This is a genomic window from Chryseobacterium taeanense, assembly GCF_900099685.1.
GTDB lineage: Bacteria > Bacteroidota > Bacteroidia > Flavobacteriales > Weeksellaceae > Chryseobacterium > Chryseobacterium taeanense.
The window spans coordinates 15,262-40,133 of sequence record NZ_FNDW01000002.1 but is presented as its reverse complement, the minus strand read 5'-3'; the positions used below and the strand labels follow the sequence as shown (position 1 = coordinate 40,133).

At 32.3% G+C, this 24,872-nt stretch carries 20 protein-coding genes; 8 read left to right on the top strand and 12 right to left on the bottom strand.

Annotated elements, in window-relative coordinates; all coding sequences use genetic code 11:
• Positions 1-369: 369 nt before the first annotated feature.
• The 7 genes from BLR30_RS03310 to BLR30_RS03285 form a co-directional block, all read right to left on the bottom strand.
• Positions 370-2,706 (bottom strand): hypothetical protein, encoded by a 2,337-nt coding sequence (locus BLR30_RS03310; protein ID WP_089854741.1) that lies wholly within the window; start codon positions 2,704-2,706, stop codon positions 370-372.
• Complete coding sequence (locus BLR30_RS03305) at positions 2,699-3,922, bottom strand: hypothetical protein (protein ID WP_089854737.1); 1,224 nt, start codon at positions 3,920-3,922, stop codon at positions 2,699-2,701. Before BLR30_RS03305 ends, BLR30_RS03310 begins: the two co-directional genes overlap by 8 nt.
• A 171-nt stretch (positions 3,923-4,093) precedes the next feature.
• Positions 4,094-5,308 (bottom strand): hypothetical protein, encoded by a 1,215-nt coding sequence (locus tag BLR30_RS03300; RefSeq protein WP_089854734.1) that lies wholly within the window; start codon positions 5,306-5,308, stop codon positions 4,094-4,096.
• 242 nt (positions 5,309-5,550) lie between these two features.
• Positions 5,551-5,682 (bottom strand): hypothetical protein, encoded by a 132-nt coding sequence (locus BLR30_RS17975; RefSeq protein ID WP_262484100.1) that lies wholly within the window; start codon positions 5,680-5,682, stop codon positions 5,551-5,553.
• A 103-nt stretch (positions 5,683-5,785) separates the two neighbouring features.
• Complete coding sequence (locus BLR30_RS03295; RefSeq protein ID WP_228400691.1) at positions 5,786-8,152, bottom strand: S8 family peptidase; 2,367 nt, start codon at positions 8,150-8,152, stop codon at positions 5,786-5,788.
• Between the two features lie 8 nt (positions 8,153-8,160).
• Positions 8,161-9,249, bottom strand: a complete 1,089-nt coding sequence (locus BLR30_RS03290) for an AAA family ATPase (protein WP_089854728.1) — start codon at positions 9,247-9,249, stop codon at positions 8,161-8,163.
• A 336-nt stretch (positions 9,250-9,585) separates the two neighbouring features.
• Complete coding sequence (locus BLR30_RS03285) at positions 9,586-9,783, bottom strand: hypothetical protein (RefSeq protein ID WP_175443594.1); 198 nt, start codon at positions 9,781-9,783, stop codon at positions 9,586-9,588.
• Positions 9,784-9,982: 199 nt separating this feature from the next.
• On the opposite strand from BLR30_RS03285, the gene BLR30_RS03275 reads away from it, so the two are divergent.
• On the top strand, positions 9,983-11,221 hold the full coding sequence (locus tag BLR30_RS03275; RefSeq protein WP_089854722.1) for a RagB/SusD family nutrient uptake outer membrane protein: 1,239 nt from the start codon (positions 9,983-9,985) through the stop codon (positions 11,219-11,221).
• Positions 11,222-11,306: 85 nt separating this feature from the next.
• Here BLR30_RS03275 and BLR30_RS03270 read toward each other — a convergent pair whose 3' ends face one another.
• Positions 11,307-11,615 carry a hypothetical protein gene (locus BLR30_RS03270; RefSeq protein ID WP_139164578.1) on the bottom strand — a complete coding sequence of 103 codons (309 nt, stop codon included), beginning with the start codon at positions 11,613-11,615 and terminating at the stop codon, positions 11,307-11,309.
• Between the two features lie 279 nt (positions 11,616-11,894).
• Positions 11,895-12,323, bottom strand: coding sequence for a MauE/DoxX family redox-associated membrane protein (locus BLR30_RS03265; RefSeq protein WP_089854716.1), 429 nt, complete (start codon positions 12,321-12,323; stop codon positions 11,895-11,897).
• 397 nt (positions 12,324-12,720) lie between these two features.
• Here BLR30_RS03265 and BLR30_RS03260 point away from each other — a divergent pair, with 397 nt between their 5' ends.
• From BLR30_RS03260 to BLR30_RS03250, 3 genes are all read left to right on the top strand, one after another.
• Positions 12,721-14,388 carry a helix-turn-helix domain-containing protein gene (locus BLR30_RS03260; RefSeq protein ID WP_089854713.1) on the top strand — a complete coding sequence of 556 codons (1,668 nt, stop codon included), beginning with the start codon at positions 12,721-12,723 and terminating at the stop codon, positions 14,386-14,388.
• Positions 14,389-14,594: 206 nt separating this feature from the next.
• Positions 14,595-15,338 carry a hypothetical protein gene (locus BLR30_RS03255; RefSeq protein WP_089854710.1) on the top strand — a complete coding sequence of 248 codons (744 nt, stop codon included), beginning with the start codon at positions 14,595-14,597 and terminating at the stop codon, positions 15,336-15,338.
• 54 nt (positions 15,339-15,392) lie between these two features.
• Positions 15,393-15,914 carry an AAA family ATPase gene (locus tag BLR30_RS03250; protein WP_089854707.1) on the top strand — a complete coding sequence of 174 codons (522 nt, stop codon included), beginning with the start codon at positions 15,393-15,395 and terminating at the stop codon, positions 15,912-15,914.
• A 16-nt stretch (positions 15,915-15,930) separates the two neighbouring features.
• Here the strand turns inward: BLR30_RS03250 and BLR30_RS03245 are convergent, their stop codons facing one another.
• Together BLR30_RS03245 and BLR30_RS03240 are read right to left on the bottom strand one after the other, a co-directional pair.
• On the bottom strand, positions 15,931-16,440 hold the full coding sequence (locus BLR30_RS03245; RefSeq protein WP_228400690.1) for a DUF6265 family protein: 510 nt from the start codon (positions 16,438-16,440) through the stop codon (positions 15,931-15,933).
• Positions 16,441-16,539: 99 nt separating this feature from the next.
• A complete protein-coding gene (locus BLR30_RS03240; RefSeq protein ID WP_068942915.1) occupies positions 16,540-17,355 on the bottom strand; it encodes a helix-turn-helix transcriptional regulator in 816 nt (271 codons plus the stop codon).
• A gap of 1,021 nt (positions 17,356-18,376) precedes the next feature.
• Between BLR30_RS03240 and BLR30_RS03235 the strand changes: the two genes are divergently transcribed.
• The 4 genes from BLR30_RS03235 to BLR30_RS03220 all read left to right on the top strand — a co-directional run bounded on the left by BLR30_RS03235 (position 18,377) and on the right by BLR30_RS03220 (position 23,962).
• Positions 18,377-18,634: a helix-turn-helix domain-containing protein gene (locus BLR30_RS03235; protein ID WP_089854704.1), complete on the top strand. Its 258-nt coding sequence runs from the start codon at positions 18,377-18,379 to the stop codon at positions 18,632-18,634.
• Between the two features lie 25 nt (positions 18,635-18,659).
• Entirely contained in the window at positions 18,660-18,992 is a 333-nt protein-coding gene (locus BLR30_RS03230) for a hypothetical protein (RefSeq protein ID WP_082811166.1), read from the top strand.
• A gap of 143 nt (positions 18,993-19,135) precedes the next feature.
• On the top strand, positions 19,136-20,200 hold the full coding sequence (locus tag BLR30_RS03225) for a PDDEXK nuclease domain-containing protein (protein WP_089855876.1): 1,065 nt from the start codon (positions 19,136-19,138) through the stop codon (positions 20,198-20,200).
• A gap of 21 nt (positions 20,201-20,221) precedes the next feature.
• Positions 20,222-23,962 carry a type IIG restriction enzyme/methyltransferase gene (locus BLR30_RS03220; RefSeq protein ID WP_089854701.1) on the top strand — a complete coding sequence of 1,247 codons (3,741 nt, stop codon included), beginning with the start codon at positions 20,222-20,224 and terminating at the stop codon, positions 23,960-23,962.
• Here BLR30_RS03220 and BLR30_RS03215 read toward each other — a convergent pair.
• Entirely contained in the window at positions 23,946-24,833 is an 888-nt protein-coding gene (locus BLR30_RS03215) for a TaqI-like C-terminal specificity domain-containing protein (RefSeq protein WP_089854698.1), read from the bottom strand. The two genes, BLR30_RS03220 and BLR30_RS03215, sit on opposite strands and share 17 nt — an antisense overlap.
• Positions 24,834-24,872 lie beyond the last annotated feature (39 nt).

Genomic DNA, 24,872 nt, shown 5'->3' with positions numbered 1-24,872 from the left:
CTTAAATCATTTATTAGTAGATATTTACAATATTTCAAAGTTGTTAAGTGAGTTTTAAATTATTCTTATATATAAAAAGTGAAGCAAAAAAGTCAATATTTGTCTGATATATAGATATTTTTTTCTCATATTAAGACAACATTATCCAAAAAGCAGTCTTTACAGCTTTCTTTTGTAGAATTATGAATAGTTATGAAAAAAATGTTATTTATTTTTCTGGCTCTCAATAACTACTTCAGGAATAAAATTAAAGGTTTCTTCTGTATGTATATAGCAATAAATTCATCTAAGCATTACATCATACAAAAACTATACATCTGTATATTATTGTTTATGTTGTTTTTATATCAGTATTTAAGTAAATCTATATTAATTAGATGAATCTATATTATTTGAAATTAATTTATATTCTATTTTAATTATTTTACAAAAAAATCTTATCAAATAATTTTTTTCATTTTCTAGTATAGAGAGGAGATATGATAAATGATGTAGTTTGAGGGTCATCTTTTTTATTGCTAAAGAATATAAAAATTCAAGAATTGCTTCTCCTTGTTCTTGAGTTTTATATTTAAAAATGGTTGTCAAGATATCCTTGAGTTGTCCAGACAATTCCTCGTCAAAAGCATAATTAAGTTCCTCTTTACTAGCGCTTCGTAATATGCATGCCTGAATTATTCCGTCATTAAATCGATTAAGATTTTCAGGTGATATAAGGTTTCTTACAAATGCTGATTGTTTTAATGTATGCAAACTATTCTCAGAATTTCTTAATTTATTTATTACGTATGCAATATTAAAATATACATCAGATTGACTGACGTGCTCCGCATAATTTTCACGATTAAAAAAAGCAGAATTTCTTCTTATTTTTAAATTTTTGCTCCCCTTTCCAGCTTTAGTAATAGGTAAAAAAAGATTATCATGCATTCCCCTTACTTCATTTGAGTAACAATTTTCAATTGATTTTATTCTTTCTTTTAAAAATGTATTGAGTTCTAAATCATCAGATAATGTAAGGTGTTTCTTTAAAAAATTTAATTCCTCCTGCCAAGGATTATCTATGTTTTTATTAGAACAAAATATTTTCTCAACCTCAATAAAAGTACTGTTTTCAGCTCCATATCTACCATATTTAAGATTTGTTCTCAAAAAACTGTAAGATTTTTGATTATTTGGTCGGATAATTCCTATAAAATAAATAATTCTTAATTTATAGTTCCTTAAAGCTCTACTTAAATATAAAAGATTTTTTCCATTTGTTATACATGATCCTACAATGAGTATACTTCCTTCATTAGCCTTACTGATTTTTGAAAATTGATCTTGACTAATTAATGATGGAATTGAGCTAGAGCAATAGTTTGCTTTAATTTTTTCTTTAACGTATTCTGCTAGTTTTTTTGACGCATCATCATTTAAATGAAGAATATATTTTAGATTACTAGGAACATATTGATTAACATATGCATCTAATTTTTCTTTATATTTTTTAAATCGATTGTCACTTGAGATGTTATCTATTATGTAAGAATAGTCTATATAAACCTCATACTTTTTCACAAAACCTTCTCCTATTTCTTTGTAATTGGTTTTCATTATTGAGGAATTACCTTTATAAGACATAAATTGATTAATGAAGTGAGAGGAGGTTTGGATATCCATATCACTTGCATCAATTCTTACTCCATTTATTTTTGGTTTTTCTAAAAGAAAAACATCACCAGATATTTCAATCGGATAGGATCCACTAATGCATAAATCACAGCTATGTTGACTTTCATATGAAACAAATCGCTCAACACCGTTAGGATTGCCCTCATTTTTAGTCAAGTTACAAGCTACTTGTTCCAGTGCAATCTTGGATGGCTTTGTATTGTCTAGATAAAATAATGTTACAATATTATCTTTTTTTAATTCTCGATTTTTTTCAATAATATATTCCAATATGTTGCCAGAAGTTGACGCAGAAATTAGAATAAACGAATTGCTTTTAAGCTGAACTTTTCCGCTATATAAACCATCATATGATTGAAAGCTATTAATTGGGTATATCTTGAGCTCTGAACTAAATCTGTTTAATAGATCGTTAAGAGCAATCGCTACCGAATTAATTGATGATGTGTCGCAATATATTTCTTTGTAGTTTTCAGTTTTAAAAAACTGCAAAAGCCTAAATGCAATAAAATAAATTTCAGAACTGTATAGAAGAATATTAGCCACGCGTAGAAACTTGTCACTATGCTTTCTTCCTGAAGGAAACATATAATGATGGTGGCTTCCTGTTGATTCAACTAAGCCACCTCTCTCTACAAAAATTTTGGTTAGCCCCTGATTAATAAAATATTTTTTAAATGTATTTAATCCTTTAAATTCTTTTAAATCATTATGGCTTTGTTCATGGATATTTCCATTTATATCAAAGCATAATACATGTAAATTGTCAAAAAAAGTTATATCTTCAATTTTCGGAACATATTTAAATATATCTTTTCTTGCATTAGTAATCTTTTCAACAAATTTGTCAATATATTTTCCACCTATCAAAACTGTTCTATCCGTTTGAAAATGATTAGTGTAAAAAAGTTTTAATTCCAATTGTAATTGCTCAATATCTAGAAAATTACCTGGACAAAAGATAACTGTGGTCGATGTATTTTTTTTGCCATCTTTATAAAAGACGTCGTATATGTAAAAATTATTCATTTGTATAATCAGAAATTTGAGGTAGAGGGTAAAGTAAACTTATGACACTTCCTGAACTGTATTGCAATGTTGTAAAATTAGTTGTGGAATTACTATTCCAATCAAATAGTTCCATCTGTTCATAATTTCCATTCTCAACATCTTTGTAAGGTTCTTTAACCAAATTTCTGTAGAGACAATATTTATCAGTTTTAATACGTAAAAAACCATTACCAGAATCTAGAATTTGTAAAATACGATCAAGGCCTTTTCCTTTTTCTCTTTTAAATATACCCACAGATGATGTTTGATTTTTTATAAGACATTTTTTTATTATACTAACATCATCTAATATCTCATCAGTGTCATTTATGAATTTTTTCACAAAGCCAGAACCACCATCAAAAACAGAAATCTCCATAAAATAAACCTCATCGTATTTATTACTTTTGATTGTTGTTTCATTACTAAAAAAATCAACAATGGCGGATTCATCAGTATATTCCTCAATGAGCTTCTTACGTCCTCTTTTATAAAATTTCACAAATAACCCTCTAATGTTAGGTGTGATTGGTACATTAAATACATCTTCTTTTCCCCATTCTTGAGTGTTTTTTATAAGTTCATATATAATTCCTATAAAATCATCGTAAACCTTATCTAAAGAATTTTGAAAATAACTTTTTGTATACTTTAGAATGCTTTCCATAAATGGTTTTCTTAAACTATCTTTCAAATCATCTTCCTTTCCAATAAAATCTTTTGATGTTTCAAAATATGGAAGAAGACCAGTAGCGTTATCAAAATGATCAAAACTTGCAAGTAACATTTTTTCACCTTTTTTCATTGCCTCAATTCTTCGCATTTTTAAGATATAATCATTTTGAAAACGTCTAAGGTAAGGTCTAAGATTATTTTGTTTTAAATCTTCTATTGTAACATCGTTCCAAACTAAAGCAATAATGGGAAATATAAATTCTTGTTCGTATAATCTCTCCAAAGTTTCTGGATCGTAATTTTCAATATTCAATAAGAGCCTTTTTGCAAATCCACTTTGAATCCACGTAGCAGTAAATTGAATTAAACTAGAAGTAATCGAAAAAAAATTTCTAGAAAAGCTCTTTGGTATCTGTAAGCTGATAGTATTTTTCTTTTTAATTGCAGAGTACAAAGTTTGATATAGATTATCTACATCATTAAGTCTTGTGTTACTCTTTATTTTTATAATTATTTCCATTATTCGCTTTGTTAAAAGACTATTAATTAATTCTATTGTGCAGTAAATGGCAAATTAATAAATATTTTATTATAGTGATATTATAAAACAGCATTAATAATCAATTTATATTAAAATTATATATTTGAGTTCCATAGACTTCTTAAGTACAATAACCATATCTTAGAATTTTTATTTTCTATTTATTAAAGCTTCATAAATCACGTACCTCAAATATTCTGAAGCTTCTATATCTTCATTCGCTAATATTTGAATATTATTAAAAAGATTTAAAAGATCAATAATATTTTTAGTTGTAGTCGCTGTTAATTCATTCATAATAGATGCTTTAAATTTTCTGATATCCTCATTCTTAGCATTATCAATCTTTCTGCGCACAAGAAATTTTATTTGCTCTGTATTCTTAATATTTTTTATCGCTTTTATATCTTCGTATAGCTCATTATGGACTTTATCTACATTTTCAAAATCAGTCAAGCTCTTCAAGCCATTTTGAGGTTTCTGATTGTGTTTTATTGTTAAAATTTTAGATTTTATATCTTTTGGTTTAATATAAATTTCATTTATTTTCTTTTGGGTATCATAACTAATCGTACAGACTCCTGAAAAACGTAAAGCTTCTCTTTTAATTTCATCATTTGAAATTTCAACAATATTTTTCACATACCCAATTCCTTCAAGTTCTTTTTCGCCTGTTGAATCAAAAAACATTCTGATATTTGATTCATTATATTCACACAATTTAAGAGAATAAGCAACGCCGGAAGATTTAATTTCTTTATAAAGGGTTAGTAGTGCTATTACAACTGCAATTGAATTGTTGTAATCAAAATAATTATCCGTAGAAACTATTGCCCGTAAATAATAATTGTTGTCAGGTTTATAATGTATTAATCTATATTTTTTATCTTTTATTTTTTCTTCTTTTAATAATTCAAGATTTGTTTCTACAATCTTCTTAAATCCATTATCTATAAGCTTTTTTGCATATTTGTCCATGCTGAATAAATTACCGAAGAAATCACGTTGAGCGGAATATTTTGGATATGTGTTTAGCGTCGTCTTACCTCCAAAGTTCTCTTGATCATTAATGTTGTTAAAATTGATAGTGAAAGTATTATCCGAATAGAAAGTTATATTATCAAGAGTTGAAATTAAATCTTTTTTGATATAATTTTTGTTTTGAACAATTTGAGAATTTACAAGTGTTTGAGCTCCTGGTATTGGAATAAACTCATCTTGTTCAAATTGTTCGTTCAAGATTTCTTTGATTTGATTTGCAGTTTGATCCGTTGAAATTAATAATTTGAAAAGATCTGAAATTAAAATTCCAATATCTGATTTTGGAATGTCTAGTTTTAAAATAGAGCGCTTTTTTGTTTCCATGGATTGTAGTTTTTTAAAGATGTTGAATAGTTAATAGTTGGATCTAAAAACTTAACAACCAAATTTATATAATAGTATTTTAATTTTGTTACGGTTTTCCGTAAGTAACAAAAATAAAAATCGCATCGAACTTTAATATCCGTATTTTTACGGAACTTTCTATAATATGAACATTATTTTTAACAATTTCTAATAAAAAAATCCCAACAATGTTAGGATTTGAAACGATGCTATTAAAATTTTTATTTTCCTCTCGGTCTCTTTGGCGGTTTTAAAGAAGGAGTGTTGCCTGGGGTTTCTTTATTATCACGCTGTCTTTTATCGGGCTGACCGGTAGATGTTGCTTTTCTTTTGGGTCCTGGTTTTAATGCCATAATGTATATTATTTAATTGTTAGGTATTGTAATTTCCTTAATATTGTATCAGTTTAATAAAATAAAGTGTTTTTTAATTATCCACTGAATGCTGATAAAGTACTTAATTTCTTAGTTGAATTCTAACATCTTCTTTCAATCGAACATTCTGATGAACAAAATTAAAAGAATCAAGTAATTGTGTAACCTCATTGTAGATATGACTTTCATTTCTTGTGTCTTTTATCGTAATGATTAGACAGAACTCCTGACTTGGTGTTATTCTCTGCATTTCAGCTTTTGTCTCTATGAAATCTCTAAAAAGACCTTCAACTTTTAAATACCAGTTTTTAGGATTTTTCAAATATTTTTCCTTATTGGAGGGAGTGAATTCATCTAAATTAACTGACCATTTTTTCACTGGTTGAAATTTATCTCCATAAGCCACTAAGACTCTCTCCCTCGTATACGGGCTTTCAGTATTCTTAATTACTGATTTACTATATAGACTATGAGATAAAAGGTTCTTTGCGCCGTCTTTCCCTATAGGATTTATAATTCCACGTTTTGATGTATCTCTGTCAGTCTTTTCGTCATATGTTCCAAGCAAAACTTCAATATTTGACTGACAATATTCTGAGCCATTTGCTGCATCAAGAATTGGAGAGGTTACAAGGGTTACACAAATTTCTCCATGAAAGTATCCATCTTCGTCAACCATTGATTGAGGATAAGGAAAATCAAGGATTTCTATGAAGTTGCCTTTCTCCAAATTATCCTGAAGAATCAGTGTAATTTCGTTTGGCTGGTTAAAAAGAATATCCTGAATATTGGAAGGTACACCAAAACCTAAATGTTTTAATTTCTCATCGATAGCAACTTTTAACTCTGTTGGATATTTTGCGGAGTGAATTGTTAAGGCTTTTAAAAGGAGAGGATTAAATCCTTCATTTAATAAATGATCTAATCCAGCAACTATTGATGAAATCCTGGGCGTTGAAAAACTTGTTCCTGCAACTCCTTTTCTATCACCCGTTTTCGAAAATGTATAAACAGGATTTAGTACTAACCTGTTATGTTCATCCAGTCCTGCATTTCCTCCAATGTGAGAGATTTCTGGTTTAATTAAAAAAGATGGACCCGGCCCAATCCTTGAAAAGGGTGATGAATGATTTTTTTCGGATAAATCTGTGGAGTTTTTACTTTTTGCAATTGATCCAACTACTAAGCCTCTAATAGTATCAGCAGATTGAGATATTCTACTTCTCGGACTATTCTTTTTAAAGTTCCCGCAATTACCAGCAGATTTACATATTAAAACATTGTGCTGTTCTTGAATTTCATCTAAAGCCTTTCCGAAGTCCGAAAATTCAATTTCATCAGCCTCTTTGTTAGTGCCTAATGATAAGTTCCATATTTTAATGTGGTCATTTTCACTAATCGCCTCTCTTATATTTTCTATTAATTCTTCTTCCGAGACGCCTTGAGTGGTGTTATTAGGAAATACAATGGCCTCAAAAAGTTTTGCACCTTGAAAACCAGTGTAATTTTCTTCTTCAAATTCGTCGCCATAAAGTAGAACTCCTGATACAGCCGTTCCGTGACCTTTGTCAACATCGTCCTCGTGATATTTTGTAAAGTTATCTTCTAAAAGCCAGGGAGATAAGTGTGGGATTTTCGCAATACCACTATCAAGAATTCCAATGGTCGGATAGTCTATTCCTGCGTCCGGCATCTTAATCTCTATCTCACCGTCACCATCTAATTCGTCCAAAGTGACATAATATCTTGGCATCTCCGAAATAAGTTGCACACCGTCAAAATCTTTTAGTTCTGCAATAGTATCGAGGCTTGCATGGCTGACTTTGAAAATATTTAAATCCGCAGAATATACTGTTCTGCTGTAATCGATCTCTCTATCTCTACAAAATTTTTCAAAAGCTCTAATAGCTATTATGTTTAATTCTGGATCACCATAGTTGAATAATTTTACTTTAAGCTCTTCTGACTCTTCAAATGTTTCATTATCAATGCTAATTTCTGGGTAATGTTCTTCAATATCATCTATAGCAGCAATACCTAATTTTACGCCTTGCTTCGCTGATTGTTTCAAACCTTGCGCAAGCTTTTTTGTAATTTTGCTTACTTCTTCTGCACTTTCAATTTTTATTAGGACTTCATCATTCTGACTCAACCCGATCACATTCATTTTTTGAGTATTGAATATCTGGCGAATTTCTTTACGATATGTTTTTGCTAATGCGTCTTCATTAACTTTTAGCTTGATAACATTTGGGATATAATTATCCTCACGTTGTTTAGCGAGTATTTTTTGAGATACTTCACTTAATGTATCAATGAATTGCTGAGCCTTGTAGGGAACCAGTGCTTCGTCAAACCATTTTGGTGGATCTTGGTTTCCTCCACCTTCAGTATTTCTTTCGTCATTAATTCGTTTCTGAAAAAATTTTATAGGTAAATTCCTTTCCATATCTATGTTTATTTAGTTTTTAAATTGTTTCTGACTTGTCTTATTGAAATGTTCATAATCTGCGTTATGCGCTCTTGAGTAATGCCGCTTTCATTTAAGAATATAATAAGTTCTTCTACCTTATAATCTTTGTTATTGGTTTCGAAAATTTCAACAAGAACATCTTCATACGACAACATTTCTTTATTTCTAATGATTTTCTGAGCAAGGATATTGTTGAATAAAGTTTTAATAAATGATGGCGTCTTTCCCTCTAAGTTTTGTAAAATCTTGCTAAGTTTTTTTTCATCATTTAGAAAATCATTTGCTGCGCCTTGGATAAACTTTTCAATAAGTCCTTGTATTTCGTTTTGGTTAGGAAGTCCAACTTCAATGATTGTATTAAACCTTCTCCAAATTGCTTTATCTAAAAGTTCCGAATGGTTTGTAGCAGCTATAAGTAGATTAGATTTTGAAAAATTATCAATGTTCTGAAGTAAACTGTTTATAACCCTTTTGAGTTCTCCTAATTCGTATTGATCGTCTCTTGCTTTGGCGATAGCATCAAATTCATCTAAGAACAGGATGCAAGGTTTTTCATCTGCATATTCGAAAATTTTACGAATATTTTTTGAGGTGTTACCTAGTAGAGAAGATACGATAGCATCAAAACGAGCTGTAATTAATGGAAGGCCTGTTTTATAGGAAATATATTTAGCAATTGTTGTTTTTCCACCTCCAGGGATTCCGTATAGTAAGAGAGAATTTGAAATTTCAAGTCCATTCTTAATAAGTTCATTTTGGTGTTGGTATAAGTTAACATAATCTTCAACTTTACTAGCAATGCCTGGTGGAAGTATAACTTCTCCATCATTTTTTATAGGCATTGAAATATCAACTATACTCATACGACTTTCTTGATCAACCGGACTAGAAAGCAAGGAGTCCATTGATACCATTGATGAAGGTTTATTTTCCAGTGTATTAATAATTAATTTTGCTAATTTGCCATCTCCATCTTTTTCCAATTTCTCAGCAAGAATCTTCGAATAATTTGTTATTTTTTTGATATCTCTGTTTAATCCGCCTTCTATTATTCTTAAAATCTCAGTATACATTTTTTTAGTTTTAGTGTTACAAATATAATATATTTTGTAATATAAATATCAAAATTTGTAAAAATTATAACAATTTGTGTTATGATTAATCTTGTAATGAGTTTGTTTTGCGCATAGTGGCGATGTAGTGTATTTTAAGTAACTAAATAAGTAGAACATGCATATCTGCATAGTTTCTCATATCAGATAAGTTTTGATGGTTATTAGTTTTTATCCTCTATCATTGGGAATTTTATTTAGAATTGTATGTTTACTTATAGTTGAAGAAGAAAAATTCTAACTTTCGTTAGAATCCATGGTTTTTACATTTGGGCTAAAACTTATTTAACAGACTCTTTATAAAATCTCCAGACAAAGTAAGACACCTTCTGTATAAATATAACCGTATCCTAATCCATAGCTTCTACCACCAATTACTTTTTCTGTCTCAGAAAACATTCTTCGTGAACTCGATATTACTTCAGAACTATACTGATAATTATATCGGCCGGAAGAGATAGGAACGATTGAAATGATGCTACAATTGCATTTCACTGTCTAATTTGAATTACACTCTAGCTATTGTTTTCTAGGGCTGTAAATTTTTCTGCAATAATATATGGTTGATTAAGGCAATAATTATCTGGAGATACAATGTCGTTCCCGAAAATTAAGACTTTCATTTTATCATAATTACTTTCGAATTGATCTACAATCTGAAGCTGTAGATTTTCAGATTTACAAAGCACTCCGAATGGACCGACCAAAATCTCAGGCAAATTTATGTATTCTGCATTGCTTTCCACATCCATTAAACCTTTATGTCTTTCAGGAATTTCATTTTCTCCAAACAGATATTCCGTATTCCAAAAAAAGTCTTCTAAAAAGATTGTACACCTGGCAGAAGGATCATGTGTCTGCCAGTCAGGGTGCAGGCAATGATTGGTATTATACTTACAAAGCTATTTATGTTTCTAATGTTGTTCTCAATAATCTGGACACCTACGCTATTCCGGGAGCCGAAAACGTAAGAGGACAGGCATTGGCAATGAGAGCAATACGCTATCTGGATGCGGCGCAGGTCTGGTGTCCTGCCTATAGCAGCGATACGGCTTCAACAGATCTGGGACTGCCGCTTCGTTTAGATCCGGATATGAATATTCCCTCCCAGCGGTCTACTGTGAAACAAACATATGATCAGATTCTGAAAGACCTGCAGGAAGCGGTGGATCTTTTGCCGGTCAAACAGGTTGCTGCCAGCAGGCCATCTAAGATTACTGCATTAGCATACCTTGCAAGAACTTATCTCTTTATAGGCGATTACCAGAAATCCCTGACCTATGCCTTGCAGGCATTGAGCTATCAAAATACGCTCGTGGATTTTAATACACTGAATGTAACAGAATCATACCCCATCAAGGATATGAATTCTGAAGTTTTGCTGCGGACAACTATGCGGATCTCAGCACCTGTACGTTTTGCGGCAGCTAAAGTGACCGATACGCTGTATCACAGTTATCACGCTAATGATCTCAGAAAATCGGCCTATTTCAGAGTAAATGCTAACGGCGATATTTCCTTTAAGGGCAATTATACCGGAGGATCCTCAGGGAAAATGACAAGTGTTGCAGTGGATGAATTGTACCTGATCGCCGCAGAATCTTATGCTCAAACTAACGACATCACCAATGCTATGATGCTGCTAAACAATCTGCTTATGAAGAGGTGGAAAACCGGAACCTATATCCCATTTATAGCCGGCTCAAAGCAAGAAGCCTTAGCAATTATCAAAAAAGAAAGATGTAAGGAATTGTTGTTCAGGGGAATTCGCTGGGCAGATCTTAAGCGGTATAACCGGGACGGGGCCAATATTACGTTAACAAGAACGGTTAAAGGACAAACTTATAGCTTACCACCAAACGACCCTCGCTATGCGATTGCTATTCCGGAAGATATTATCAGCCTTAGCGGAATGCCGCAGAATCCGAGATAAATACGAAAGCAGTTAAACAAGACATATGAAAGAAGGCTGGCACTTGCCAGCCTTCAATTTATTCATCATTTATTACCAAACGTAATTAAGGCTTACGATTGGAACTAATAGATAGAACCTGCGCATTGCTTTTTCCATCCAAAACATCATTCAGGGTCTGTCCGTCGGGAACCACAATACTACAAGGTCTTTCTCCTTCAACTTCACACCCTGAAGTATTGGTGGTCTGCCAGTGTGAGGTATTGGCAAATGCTCCGGAGGCAATGTCCGTGCTGTTATAGAAATACGTCGTAGCCGCCTTTTTCTCTATCACTTTAAAGGACATCACAGCCCCTGAGAATATCACGGCAGCAATGGCTACCGCATTGGCTTTCAAAATTTGATTAAATTTCATAATTCCGGTCTTTTTATACATCAAAAAAGATTACCTTAAAAACTTTAGAAATCTGCCTGGGAAGTACGATTGAGTAGGTAAAGTTATTTAATTATACCCATAGATTAACAAATCTTGTCGCATCAAAATATCCTATTCTACATTTCTCAAACAAATTGTTGTTAATAAAATCATTTTAGAATCTCGGATCGTTAAACAGCTTTTGGCTGTCTAATTTTAAGGTTGAACATAAATAGCAAATTCAGTCATAATCATCCGTAAGCAACTACGGTAACATACTTAGTCAGCAGGCCCGCTGCACTTTAGATTTAAACCTAAAGCGATAACAGAAAGAATAACACAGCCAATATTAAAATACAAATGTTGGTTCCAGCTCATTTTTTCCAATATTCCTCCGCAGGAACAAGGGAGATTTTTACTTGTCCTTAGTAGCAAAGCAATATATCCAGTAAAGATGAGCATCAAAATAAAGCTTCCTATCAGTCCTATAGTTCTGGTTTTCGGGTAGCATAACAATCCTGCTATAATAACTTCGACAATGATTATCGTGTAAGGCAGGAATTGCGAAAATGCATTCAACAATGGTGATGCTGAAATCTGAACCTGGAAATTCTCAAAATCCAATATCTTACTGATAGCTGCATAGCAGAAGAGAATAACAAAGAAAATGCTTACCGCAAATGGTATTATCTTTTTTAAATATTTCATGACATTAGTTTATTGTTGAAAGTATTTTGTGTAAACTGTATGTCTATTTTTCTTACAATTACTGATCAAATGTAAAACAGAAATTCAACAAAAAAAATGATTTACGATGCCTGTTTCCTATGTCTGATGCCAGTTTATAAACTGATCCTCGGTATCAAAATCCCAGAGCGGCATAGCTGTAGGTTATAGTTTTTTCATAAAAGTGATTATAAGTTGGAATTAGACATTGTGCTCAAAAAGACAAATGATGCTTATTCATCACATCAAATGTTATTTTGTGTGAATAAGAACCGTGATTGATAGCATTTTGGTTATGTAGTTTACAAAACACTTGGAGATTCCATAAAAAATAACGTAATTTTATAAAACGTTTTAATAAAATGAAGGTAACGTGCAGATGTTCAGGTTGTTTATATTGCTTTTGGTTTCCACTGCGGAATTATGGGTTGCGCAGAGCAAAGACAATGTGGCCTATCATCAGATTAGAAAAAAGTATGATCACCACAAGGTTAATGATACTACAGCACTTTCTTACGTTGACCTTTTAATCGCCCTCGCGAAAAAAGAAAAAAATTATTCTGAATTAACATATGCATACCAAGATGCCCTGAATTTTGAGCCATCAGGATACCGCAAAAAGCTGTATGCAGACAGTGCAATAACTTCCGCTCAGCATAGTTGTAATAGCGATCTTATTGCCTCTGCTTATCTTGGAAGGGGAATTGTGTCTTACTTTATTTTTAAAGACTATCAACCTGCATTGGATGATTATATAAAGGCGTTATCCTACGCCAGATATAGCCCATATATAAAGTATAATATATTATATCACCTAGGTGTAATGAAAAGTTATCTGGGATATTACGGTGAGGCGGTCAGTCAATTTGAGGCCTGTTCTGCATTCTTTAGACAGGAAATTTTGAAAAATATTTCCCCAGATATCCTTTATAATATGCGCAAAGGCTATTATAACAGTTTACATCAGCTTATCTATTGCTACCAGCAAATGGGAGATGATGATAGCGCCGACCGCTTAATTGAAATAGGCAAGAGGGAAATACCCAAAGATTTAGATTTCGTCAAGTTAAGGAATTGTTTTTTTAAATGTGAAGGCATTTCTAAATTCCGTAAAGGAAATTACGAGCAAAGTATTGCCGATCTCAATCGTGCACTTCCGGAACTGGTCAGGGTAAATGACTTTGCCGGGGTATCAGTGATCTACTTTTATCTGGGAAAGAATAAATTGGCTCAGCACCGAGAACAAGAATCCTTTAGTTTTTTTAGAAAAGTTGATTCTCTTTATCAGAAATACCATTTTTTCTTTCCTGAGCTTACGGAAAACTATAAGATTTTACTGGAGGATGCCCGTAAAAAATCAAATATAGATGAGAGCTTATCTTTTGCCAATACCCTCCACAAAATTGAAAAAATAAACATAGAAGACACACATCATCTTTTTATACAGTTTGAGGCCGAGCGGATAAATATTGAATATTCGAGTATTACACAGCGTTACAGGAATATTCTCTTTGGAGTTGTAACATTCTCTATGTTTTTACTTATATTCACTATAAACACTTATCTGGAAAAGAAGTCCGAGAAAACATACGATGTGGTCTTAGCGGGTGTAGGTGTTGATATTGAGAGATTAAAAACTGATGTCTCACCACCAAAATCCACATTGAGTGCAGAGATTCGCAACAGAATTCGGAAGAATCTACAGAAATTTGAAGACGAAAAAGAGTTTTTAAAACAGAACCTGAGTTTGAAAAAAATTGCAATAAGAGTAGGGACAAACCCTAATTATCTGTCTGCCTACATTAACACGGAAAAAGGAATGCATTTTAACCGCTATTTAAGTGAATTGCGCATCAAGTATATCGCCGAATTGCTCGCAGAAGATCCTATAGCAGTTCATCAGAAAACAGAAGTTCTTGCCAAAATATGCGGAATTGCCTCTCGCTCCAACTTTCTAAAACTGTTTTCGGAGATCTATGGTATGTCGCTGCAAGAGTATCAGCATCAGTGCAGAGAAAAGTTTGCTGCGAATGAAGATCTTAATTAAGTTGTGTTTGGATGATGTCTACAACACTCCTCAAATCGTAGGTTTTCTGATATCTGCATTTTAAAATTGCCTAAATCAATTTCATAGATTTTCTCTGATTCAAGAGATTGAAGGAGATTGAGGAAGATTGAATTGCTGAAATCGTGTAGATATTGATTCAATGCGTATATTTGGAATGTTCAAGAATAATTAAATAAGAGATAAATATGGGATTTTTTGACTTTTTCAAGACAAAACAAAAAAAGGAAAATGAATTAAAAGAAAGTGATGACGCAATTTCACAATCGAAAAAAATCATTGAAAATTCTATTCTTGATGACGGATACCATAAACCATCAAATTGGACGTCGAATTATATTTATGGATTCATTAATGGAAATCCAATGCAAAAAATTTCTAATCATAATGATTTAATAGAAATTATTAGAAACACTATTGGTGATGGAAAAGGCTATATCGCAATAGATTCAATATTCCACCCTTATAATTTAATAAATCATAAAGGTGCTACTGCGTGGGATTTAGCTTGGTTTTGGCTATACGCTCAAGACCAAGGGAAAATCATTTCAGAAATTGCAAAAAATGAGACTGCTACAATCGTTCAATCTGAAAATTTAAACCTATTTGAAAATTTCAGAATTTGGCCAAATGACAATTTAAATCCACATAAAAATAAGCAATATGATAAATTTGTTCCTTTTGTTCTACCTTATTTAACTTACTCGATAGATGATGATAAAGATGAGAAGCATTGGGTGAAAATGATAAATACTGAATTACAATTACAAGGACACGCTCATACTTATATAGAAAACTTCAACCGTGTTTTGTCAAATAATACTGAAGGGCACATTATGACTTTAGGTTTTGGTGAATTTAATAGAGAAAATTTAGACGAGCTAATAAATAAGTTTACAGATTTTTATGACCAAAATATGAGTGGAAGATAAAAATCTTTTATTGCAAAGTTTATGATAGTTTTAAATTAAATAGAGAAACTAATTATGCGAATAGCTTTTACAGGTTCCCATAGGGTCGGAAAAACAACTTTGGCGGAAGAGATCGCTGAAAGTTTACCTGATTATGAATTTATAAATGAGCCTTACTTACAACTTGAAGAGGAAGGATATTTGTTTTCAGAAATACCGACGTTGGAAGATTATATTGAGCAATTCAATTTTTCGGTAGAACAATTACAAAATAGTGATGACAATACAATTTTTGACCGTTGCCCGTTAGACCTTTTGGCGTATGTCTATGCGGTTGGCAAAAAGAAAAATATATCTGATCTCTACGAAGAGATGGCCGCGGCAATTGCTGAAATTGACCTATTGGTTTTTGTTCCCATAGAAAAATTTGATCTAATAGTTTGCCAGGGATCGGATCTGCCGAATCTAAGACAAGAAGTAAATGATATTTTAGAAGACTGGATTGGAGATTTCAGCAATGAAGTTCTGGAAGTAAGCGGAACTTTAGAGAACAGGAAAAAGCAAATATTGGATAAGATAAGTAGTATGAAAAAATAGAAGCTTATCTACATTTTTACCTTTTCACTCTTTTCATTAGAAAGGTCTGTTTGCGTTTCTGTCCGTTTTTTGTTCCTGAAATTTCGGCTATTAATGAATCGGAATTGATTTTTGTGTAAGCGATGATCTGCGGAAAGTCGTGCTCCGGATTTTCAAAGACCAATTGATTTTCAGAGATAGTTTTGGCGGCAAAAAGAACAGGCAGACCATCATTTTGATTTTTAACAGTCGGAATGTAAAATAACTTTTTGTTTTCCTGCACGAGCCGGATATTTTCAAAAACGATCGTGTCTTTGCCTTTGATACTATAACTTTTCCCCGACAATTCATTATTGCCAGTTTTGGTCCAGGTTTCATAGATGCTGCCTTTCTGGGTTTTATTTTCCCAGGTACCGATCAGCCATTCCGCTTTTTGAATGTCATTTGCCTGCTTTATTGTCCAGGCATAAAGAATCGCCAAACTAACGACCGCAATAAAAAATTTTGCTCCTGTTTTCATAATTTTATCTGATTGAATAATTGTCATTTTATTTGATTTCCAAACACCAAATGGTTTCTTTTGTGAAAGCTGAGATGACAAAGTTGCAATGTTTTTGAAAACTAAAATTGTAAAAATGGGACAAGTCTAATCCTTTCTGTAAAGAAGGGAGGACATCTTAAGATGAGTACCATAAAATTCTTTGGGCGTAGATCCGGTAAATTCTTTAAAATCTTTGATAAAGTGCGCCTGATCGTAATACTCGTTTTCGTAAGCCAGATCTGAGAGGCTGGAAAACTGATCATTCAGTAACATTTTGAGTGCAGCCTGCAATCGGATCGTCCTAGACAGTTGTTTCGGACTTAGGCCAATGGCTGAAGAAAATTTGCGTAACAATTGTCTTCGATCGACTTTGGAGTGTCTGGACAATTCATCAACCGAGAGTTGCCCGTTGGCTGTCATAATTGTTTCAACCGTTGATTTTACAATGCGGTCAACAGTTTCAAGGTCAGTTAGCCTATCAAGTAAAAATATTTCAATAAACTTTATCCTCTCCGCAGTGGAGTTGGCACTTAAGATCTGTTGCCCTATTTCCTGTCCATCCTTTCCAAACAGCTTTTCCAATGAAACAGCAGTATTTTCCATCTCCTTTATGGGAGTAGTGGTAAAAGGCAAAAATCCTTCCGGACGAAAACGAATGGAGAAAATTCCTGTCTCGCCTGTCGGTTCGATCTCAAGTGGCCTTGTCAGTTGTCCGATGACAAAACATCTGGGCTGGATAATGTTGTTCCCATTGTCCAAGTATTGTTTGTATAGATCGCCATAATGAAAGATCATCTCCATACATCCGTCAGGAACGATGGTTTGTTTTTCAGGTTTTTCTTCTTTCGGGCTTTCCAGTGTCCAATAACATTTGATAAATGCTGTCAAGTCCTGATCCGGTTCAAATGTTTGGTAATTCATCTGGCTTCTTTAAAAAAGTCATTTATTTAAAAACTTCAAAGTAATTCAAATATAATCAATCTATGTAAAAAGAAATTTATGGATAATCTATCATAAACCTGCGTAATTTTAGTACAGGTTAACTGGAAGCCAGCGCAAAATGTGCACAGCTCAACTTAAAACCGGCTCAAAAACTAAGCAACTCCACACTGATCCTGCGTAAAAATTGAGTAGGATATTTAAATGCGTGCTCAAAATTTGAGCAACCATATTTCTGAAGTATATCTCAATAAAGTAAAGCAGCTCTTCTGCTGCTTAAAAATTGAACCACTTTTTTGAAAACCGGCTCAAAAATGTTACCACAAAGGGTTTACCTGGCTCAAAAAGTGAGCCGGTCAATTCTAACCCGGTGCAGAATTTAAGCTGGGTACTGTCGATGCGGCTCAAAAATTAAACCGCCATATTGCTAAACTGTATCAAAGAAACTATAGCAACTCATATCCCTGCGCAAAAATTGAGCACCCTTTTTGAAAACCGGCTCAAAATTGTTACCACAACACTCCGATCCGGCTCAAAAAGTAAGCCGCTCATCCCAAAGCCGGCTCAGAATTTGAGCCGGGTACTGTTAATGCGGCTCAAAAATTGAACAACCCTGATGTCATTGTCTTTTCTGCTTTTTTTCTTTTCAAAAGCAATTAATGCAACTCATTAATAATCAATCAAATGTAAGCTTTTTTTAGAACTCTGAAAAATCGGCGGTACAATTAAGCAAGATGTGTCTTTGTATATACAAACTTTTCAAGTTTTATATCCAAGACTCTCTTGCCTTTTTTGCAAAAAGGGAAAAGACTTCGGAACTCGTCTTTTTTCTTTGTACACCATCTAGTAGAATCCAATTTATTCTTTTTTAATCTCCAAAAGATTTCTGCATCGTCCAGATTGTTCTTATTTAGCCCACGCTCTTCTAACCCTATTGTTTTCAGGGTTTTATTGCTGCAACTTTGTAGAAGAAAGCTAAGTCAAAAACAAAAATGAAGTAGTTATGATCGTAAACCTAATTACCAAAGAAGACCTTCAGGAATTTAGAACCGAATTGCTGGAAGACCTACAAAACCTGTTTCAAATTAAGATTTCCCAGCAGAAATTATGGCTGCGTTCGTCAGAGGTCAAAGCGCTTCTAAAAATTTCCTCCGGAACATTGCAGAAGCTACGTATCAATGGAACTTTATCTTACACCCGTGTCGGCGGGACATTATATTACAATTACAAAGACATTGAAGAAATGCTGAAAAAGAAGTAATGATTTAACAACAGCGAACCAAATTATGAATTATATCAAACACCTCACAGCTTTCTATGAAAAGGTGGCTCAGGATAATACACTTAATCCATCACACATCAGCCTCTATTTAGCCTTATTCCAGTTCTGGAATTTCAGCCGTTTCCGAAATCCGGTCAGTATTTCCCGCGATGAGGTGATGCGCATCAGTAAAATCCGCTCAAAAGCCACCTATCATAAATGCCTGAAGAATCTCCATTCTTCGGGCTATATTGATTATCAGCCGTCTTATAATCCGTTTCAGGGAAGTCAGGTGGTGATGGTGGATTTTGCTAGGGAGCTGAAGGTTGGTGTTAAACAGCAAAATAGGAAAAAGTAATTTTTTCTTAAAATCCCCAACGAACAAATTGAATAAGTATTTTTAATCAATTCCTAAATAAATAAACTTACGTAAGAAAAGAATCATCTTCTTAGTATATGATATTGATGAAGGATAATGGAAATAATGTTAAATTTGTAAATATGCATCAATTATCATCCACTCTTTTCACATCCATTAAGCATTTGATTGAAAATGCTAAGAATAGTATCGTCCGCAATATTAACACTACTATGTTGTTAACTTATTTTGAAATAGGTAGAATAATTGTTGAGGACGAACAAAATGGCAGAGATAGAGCCGAATACGCTAAGGAGATACTTAAAAAACTCAGTAAACAATTAACGAAAGAATTTGGAAGAGGATATTCTATTTCAAATCTGGAATATTTCAGAAAATTTTATTTAACATTTCAAGACAGAATTCCCCAATCGATGACTGGGGAATTTAGAAAATCCCAATCAGTGATTGGGATTTCTTCAGAAAATTTAAATGATGAAATACCATCTCGTAATTTACCATTTACACTATCGTGGACTCACTATATACAATTACTTAAAATTGAGAATGAAGACGAAAGAAACTTTTATGAAATAGAAGCTTCTCAAAACAATTGGAGCGTAAGAGAATTGACCAGACAATATAATTCTGCAATTTATGAAAGATTAGCTCTTAGCAGGGATAAAGAAGGTGTGAAACAATTAGCTCAAAAAGGGCAAATTATAGAAAAGCCCACCGACGTTCTAAAAAGTCATTATGTTTTGGAATTTCTGGATTTGAAAGAAGATAGTCGCTATTCCGAAAGTGATTTGGAGACAGAAATCATCAATAAGCTGGAACATTTTATGTTAGAATTGGGTAAAGGTTTCCTTTTTGAAGGCAGGCAACGGCGATTTACTTTTGACGGTGACAGCTTTTTTGTGGATTTGGTTTTCTATAATCGGTTGCTAAAATGTTTTGTTCTATTAGATTTAAAAATTGGAAAACTAACCCACCAAGATATTGGACAGATGCAGATGTATGTAAATTATTATGATAGAAAGATAAGAACGAAGGATGAAAATCCTACAATAGGAATCATTCTCTGTAAAGAGGAGAACAAAACAGTGATAGAATTTACACTTCCGGAAAACAATAAGACCATTTTTGCGAAAGAATACAAAGCTATTCTTCCAAGTAAAGAAGAATTAAAAAAACAAATTGGATAACCATCAATAAAAACTAAGCCCGTGTCACAAAAAATATTAACTCCTCATAAATCTCTAAATAAATCCTTTCTGAAACTTAAACCAAACAGAAAAGATATTGAAAATTTCAAGCACAATTTTGTAACACTTTTTGAAAGGATCAATGAAAAAGAATCTGAAGAATTTCAAAAAAATCTCATTATTGACTTCCTAAAAAAAAATGGTTTTGATGCTGATTTCTATATAAATACAAAAGGAAAAAATGATTTAGTTATACATACTGATAAAACAGCTGCTAGTCCTGTAGGGGTCATTATTGAAACCAAGAGCATTAGCAATTCTGCGGAAATGATGAGTGTTAAAAAACTAAACACTAAAGCACTTCAGGAATTGTTATTATATTTTCTTAGGGAGAGAATTACACATAAAAATTTGGAGGTTAAACATCTTATTGTAACCAATCTATACGAGTGGTTCATTTTTGATGCGTATCAATTCGAATATTTTTTTGCGAAAAACAAAAAATTAGTTAAGCAATTTGAGGATTTTGAAACGAAAAGACTTTCAGGAATATCAACAGATGTATTCTATAAAGAAATTGCAAAGCCATTTTTAGATGAGGTAGCTAGTCAATTAGAGTTTACCTATTTCAATTTAAAAGATTACGCATCTATTGTAAAGAACCATTCTAAAAGGGATGACAACAAGCTGATTGCTATTTTTAAAATATTTAGTCCGGCTCATCTCCTAAAACTTCCATTCATCAATGACAGTAATACTTTAGATAAGAGTTTTTATAATGAATTGTTACATATTATTGGATTAACAGAGACAAAGGAAGCTGGAAAACGATTAATTGAGCGCAATAAGTCTGGACAAAGAAATTTAGGTTCTTTATTAGAAGATACCATTATACAATTGGATTCTTTGGATAAGGTAAATCGTATCAATAAGCCATTCTTGTATGGAGATTCATATGAAGAAAGACTTTTCAACATTGCACTAGAACTCAATATTACCTGGATTAACCGGGTTTTATTCCTAAAATTAATGGAGGGACAGCTTGTCAATTATCACAGAGGCGACAAAGCATTTCTTTTCTTAAATTTTAATAAGATAAGACAGTATGACGATCTCAATACTTTATTCTTTCAGGTTCTAGCGAGAAGGTATGAGGACAGAAATGAAGATGTTAAGAAAGCATATGAAAAGGTTCCTTACTTGAATAGTTCGCTTTTTGAACCTACCGAATTAGAGCATTCGACTCTAATTATTAGTAATCTAAAGGACGAAAAGAAAATACCCATACTTCCTACAACAGTTCTGAAAGATACAACAGGTAAAAAAAGAAGTGGAGAACTTAATACTTTAGAATATCTATTTGAATTTTTAGATGCTTATGATTTTGCAAGTGAAGGGACAGCAGATATTTTAGATGAAAATAAGACCTTGATTAATGCTTCTGTCCTAGGGTTGATTTTTGAGAAGATTAACGGATATAAAGATGGTAGTTTTTATACTCCGGGCTTTATCACAATGTATATGTGTAAAGAAACGTTACGCAAAGCAGTTTTACAAAAATTCAATGAGATAAAGAATTGGGATTGTAAATCAATTGTCGATTTACATAATAAAATAAACGATATAAAAGAGGCAAATGAGATTGTCAATTCTTTACGTGTTTGCGATCCGGCGGTTGGTTCAGGTCACTTTTTGGTATCTGCTCTTAATGAATTTATAGCGATTAAAAATGATCTTGGAATTCTGGTAGATAAATTTGGGAAGAAATTAAAAGATTATAATATCGAAGTACAGAATGACGAATTAATAATTACAGACGAAAATGGAGAACTTTTCGAATATAATCCTAAAATTAAAGAAAGCCAGAGAATTCAGGAGACTTTATTTCACGAAAAACAAACCATTATAGAAAACTGTTTGTTTGGTGTAGACATAAATCCCAATTCTGTAAAAATATGTCGTCTTCGTCTTTGGATTGAATTACTGAAGAATGCTTATTATAAATCAGAGAACGAATTGGAAACACTTCCTAATATTGATATTAATATTAAGAATGGCAATTCATTAATTAACCGGTTTGGATTGGACAGTAACTTGTCATCTGCTCTGAAAAAAACAGGAATTTCCATAGAAAAATATAAGGAAGCTGTTGATCTTTACCGCAATGCAGAAAGTAAAGCTCAAAAATGGGAATTAGAACAAGTTATTAATAACATCAAAACAGGATTCAGGACAGAAATTAGCAAAAACAGTAAGGAAATAAAATCTCTCAATTTATTGAGAGGAGAATATTATACAAAATATCAGAGTGAGCAACTTTTTGAAACTGCTTTAACAAAGGCTCAACAGAAAGATAAGAAAACTCTGGAAGCAAAAATCAAAAAGATTGAAGATTTTATTGAAGAGATTAAGAACAATAAAATCTACGAAAATGCTTTTGAGTGGCGTTTTGAATTTCCGGAAGTATTGGATAACGAAGGAAATTTTATTGGTTTTGATGCTATCATAGGGAATCCCCCATACATTCAACTACAAAAAATGGGAGCTGAAAGTGATGCGCTTCAGCAAATGGAATATGAAACTTTTGCTAAAACTGGGGATATTTATAGTTTATTTTATGAGTTAGGATATGATATTCTTAAACCTAAAGGAATATTAACCTTTATTACTTCCAATAAATGGATGAGAGCTGCCTATGGCGAGAGTCTGCGTAAATTTTTTGCAGAGAAAACAAATCCTGAAATTTTAATTGACTTCTCAGGAAATCAGATATTTGATACAGCAACAGTAGATACTAATATTTTGACATTTACTAGGGATAAAAATAGACAACAAACAGAAGCCTGTATTGTTAAAGAAAAGCTGTTAATTAATTTGAGCGATTATTTTAGACAGAATTCTTCATTGTCGTCATTTTCAAATTCTGAAAGTTGGGTAATTCTCTCTCTAATCGAACAGCAGATAAAGAAAAAAATTGAGAAGATTGGCACACCGTTGAAAGATTGGAACATAAGGATAAATTACGGAATCAAAACAGGATTTAATGATGCCTTTATCATAGACGGAGCTAAACGAAAAGAACTTATTAATCAGGATCCTAAAAGTGAAGAAATCATACGACCCTTATTAAGAGGGCGTGATATTAAGCGATACTCATACGAATTCGCTGATTTATATCTTATTACGACATTTCCAAGTTTGAAAATAGATATTGAACTGTATCCCGTTGTAAAACAGCACCTTATATCCTTCGGATATGATAGGCTAAAACAGACTGGAGATAAAGGTGCTCGTAAAAAGACTAATAATCAATGGTTTGAAACACAAGATTCGATAAGTTATTGGGAGGATTTTTCTATACAAAAAATTATGTATCCTAATATGACAAAATTTTTACCTTTTTATCTCGACGATAAAGGATTTATGCAAAATGATAAATCCTTTATGATTACAGGAAAGCATCTTTCTTACTTGACTGCATTTTTGAACTCGTCACTCTTCAAATATTGTTTTATTGATAACTTTCCTGAATTACAAGGAGGAACACGTGAATTAAGGAAAATATTCTTAGATAAAATTCCTGTATTGGAAATTGATAATGATTTAAACTCTAAATTTGAAATAATAGTTAGCAAAATTCAGGCAAACATAGATTCCTCTACTATTAACCAACTTCTATTACAATTAGATAAAATGATTTTTGACCTATATGGATTATCCGAGGAAGAGAGAACTGCAATAGGTTTTATTGAGATTCAATAAAACTGATTTCTTCATCATTTAACTCAAATAAATTGTACATCCTTTGATTCACTAAATTTTCCAAATAATCAGTGTTGATATTTTTGGACTTCTGAGTTTGAATTTCTTTTGCTAAATTAGTAAATAATTCCTCTGTTGTTGGGTCAATCCCCATCGGAACTCTTAGCTGCTCAATATATATTTTAATCCATCTTGTCGTGCCAACACCAGATGTTGCTGCAAGCTTAGTAAAATACCATTTGCAGACATTTGAATTTAAATATGATACTAAATACTCTAATCTCTCTAATCTCTCACCGCTTATAAAAAAGATAGTATTATTTAATAAATAATTGTTTTTATCTAAACAAAAATTTGGATTGTTAGTTAATTCGATCCAGACTATTTTCGGTCTATAAAAATCCTCCATATAAGCACAGTTTCTTAGATTATATGGAGTATCTCCTCTATCAGTTCTTTTCGACAATTGAGGATAATATAAATCTAAATGCTTTTTTACAATAGGATAATCATTTATATCTATTGCCTTTACGCCCTTCTCTTTGATTCCATTATGAGTATTAATCAGCCATAAATCAGTTGCTTCATAAGCATATCTTTTTATATCTCTGCCACGTAAAATAGGTCGTATGATTTCGGCAGATTTTGGATCTTCTGCAATAAGCTCATCTTTCTTTTTTTTATCTATAATAAAGGCCTCATTATACCCAGTCAAAATTCCTCTGTAGATATTAATATCCCACTCTTTAAGAGGTGTTCCTACAGCTTCAATTTTAGCTTTTATCCGTTGTTCGATATCATTTAATATCACCCAGGAGTCACTACTGGAAAAATTTGATTTTACTGAATTCTGTCTAAAATAATCGCTCATATAGATGTTATTTTAATAGTCTATGTTTATTTTAGACAG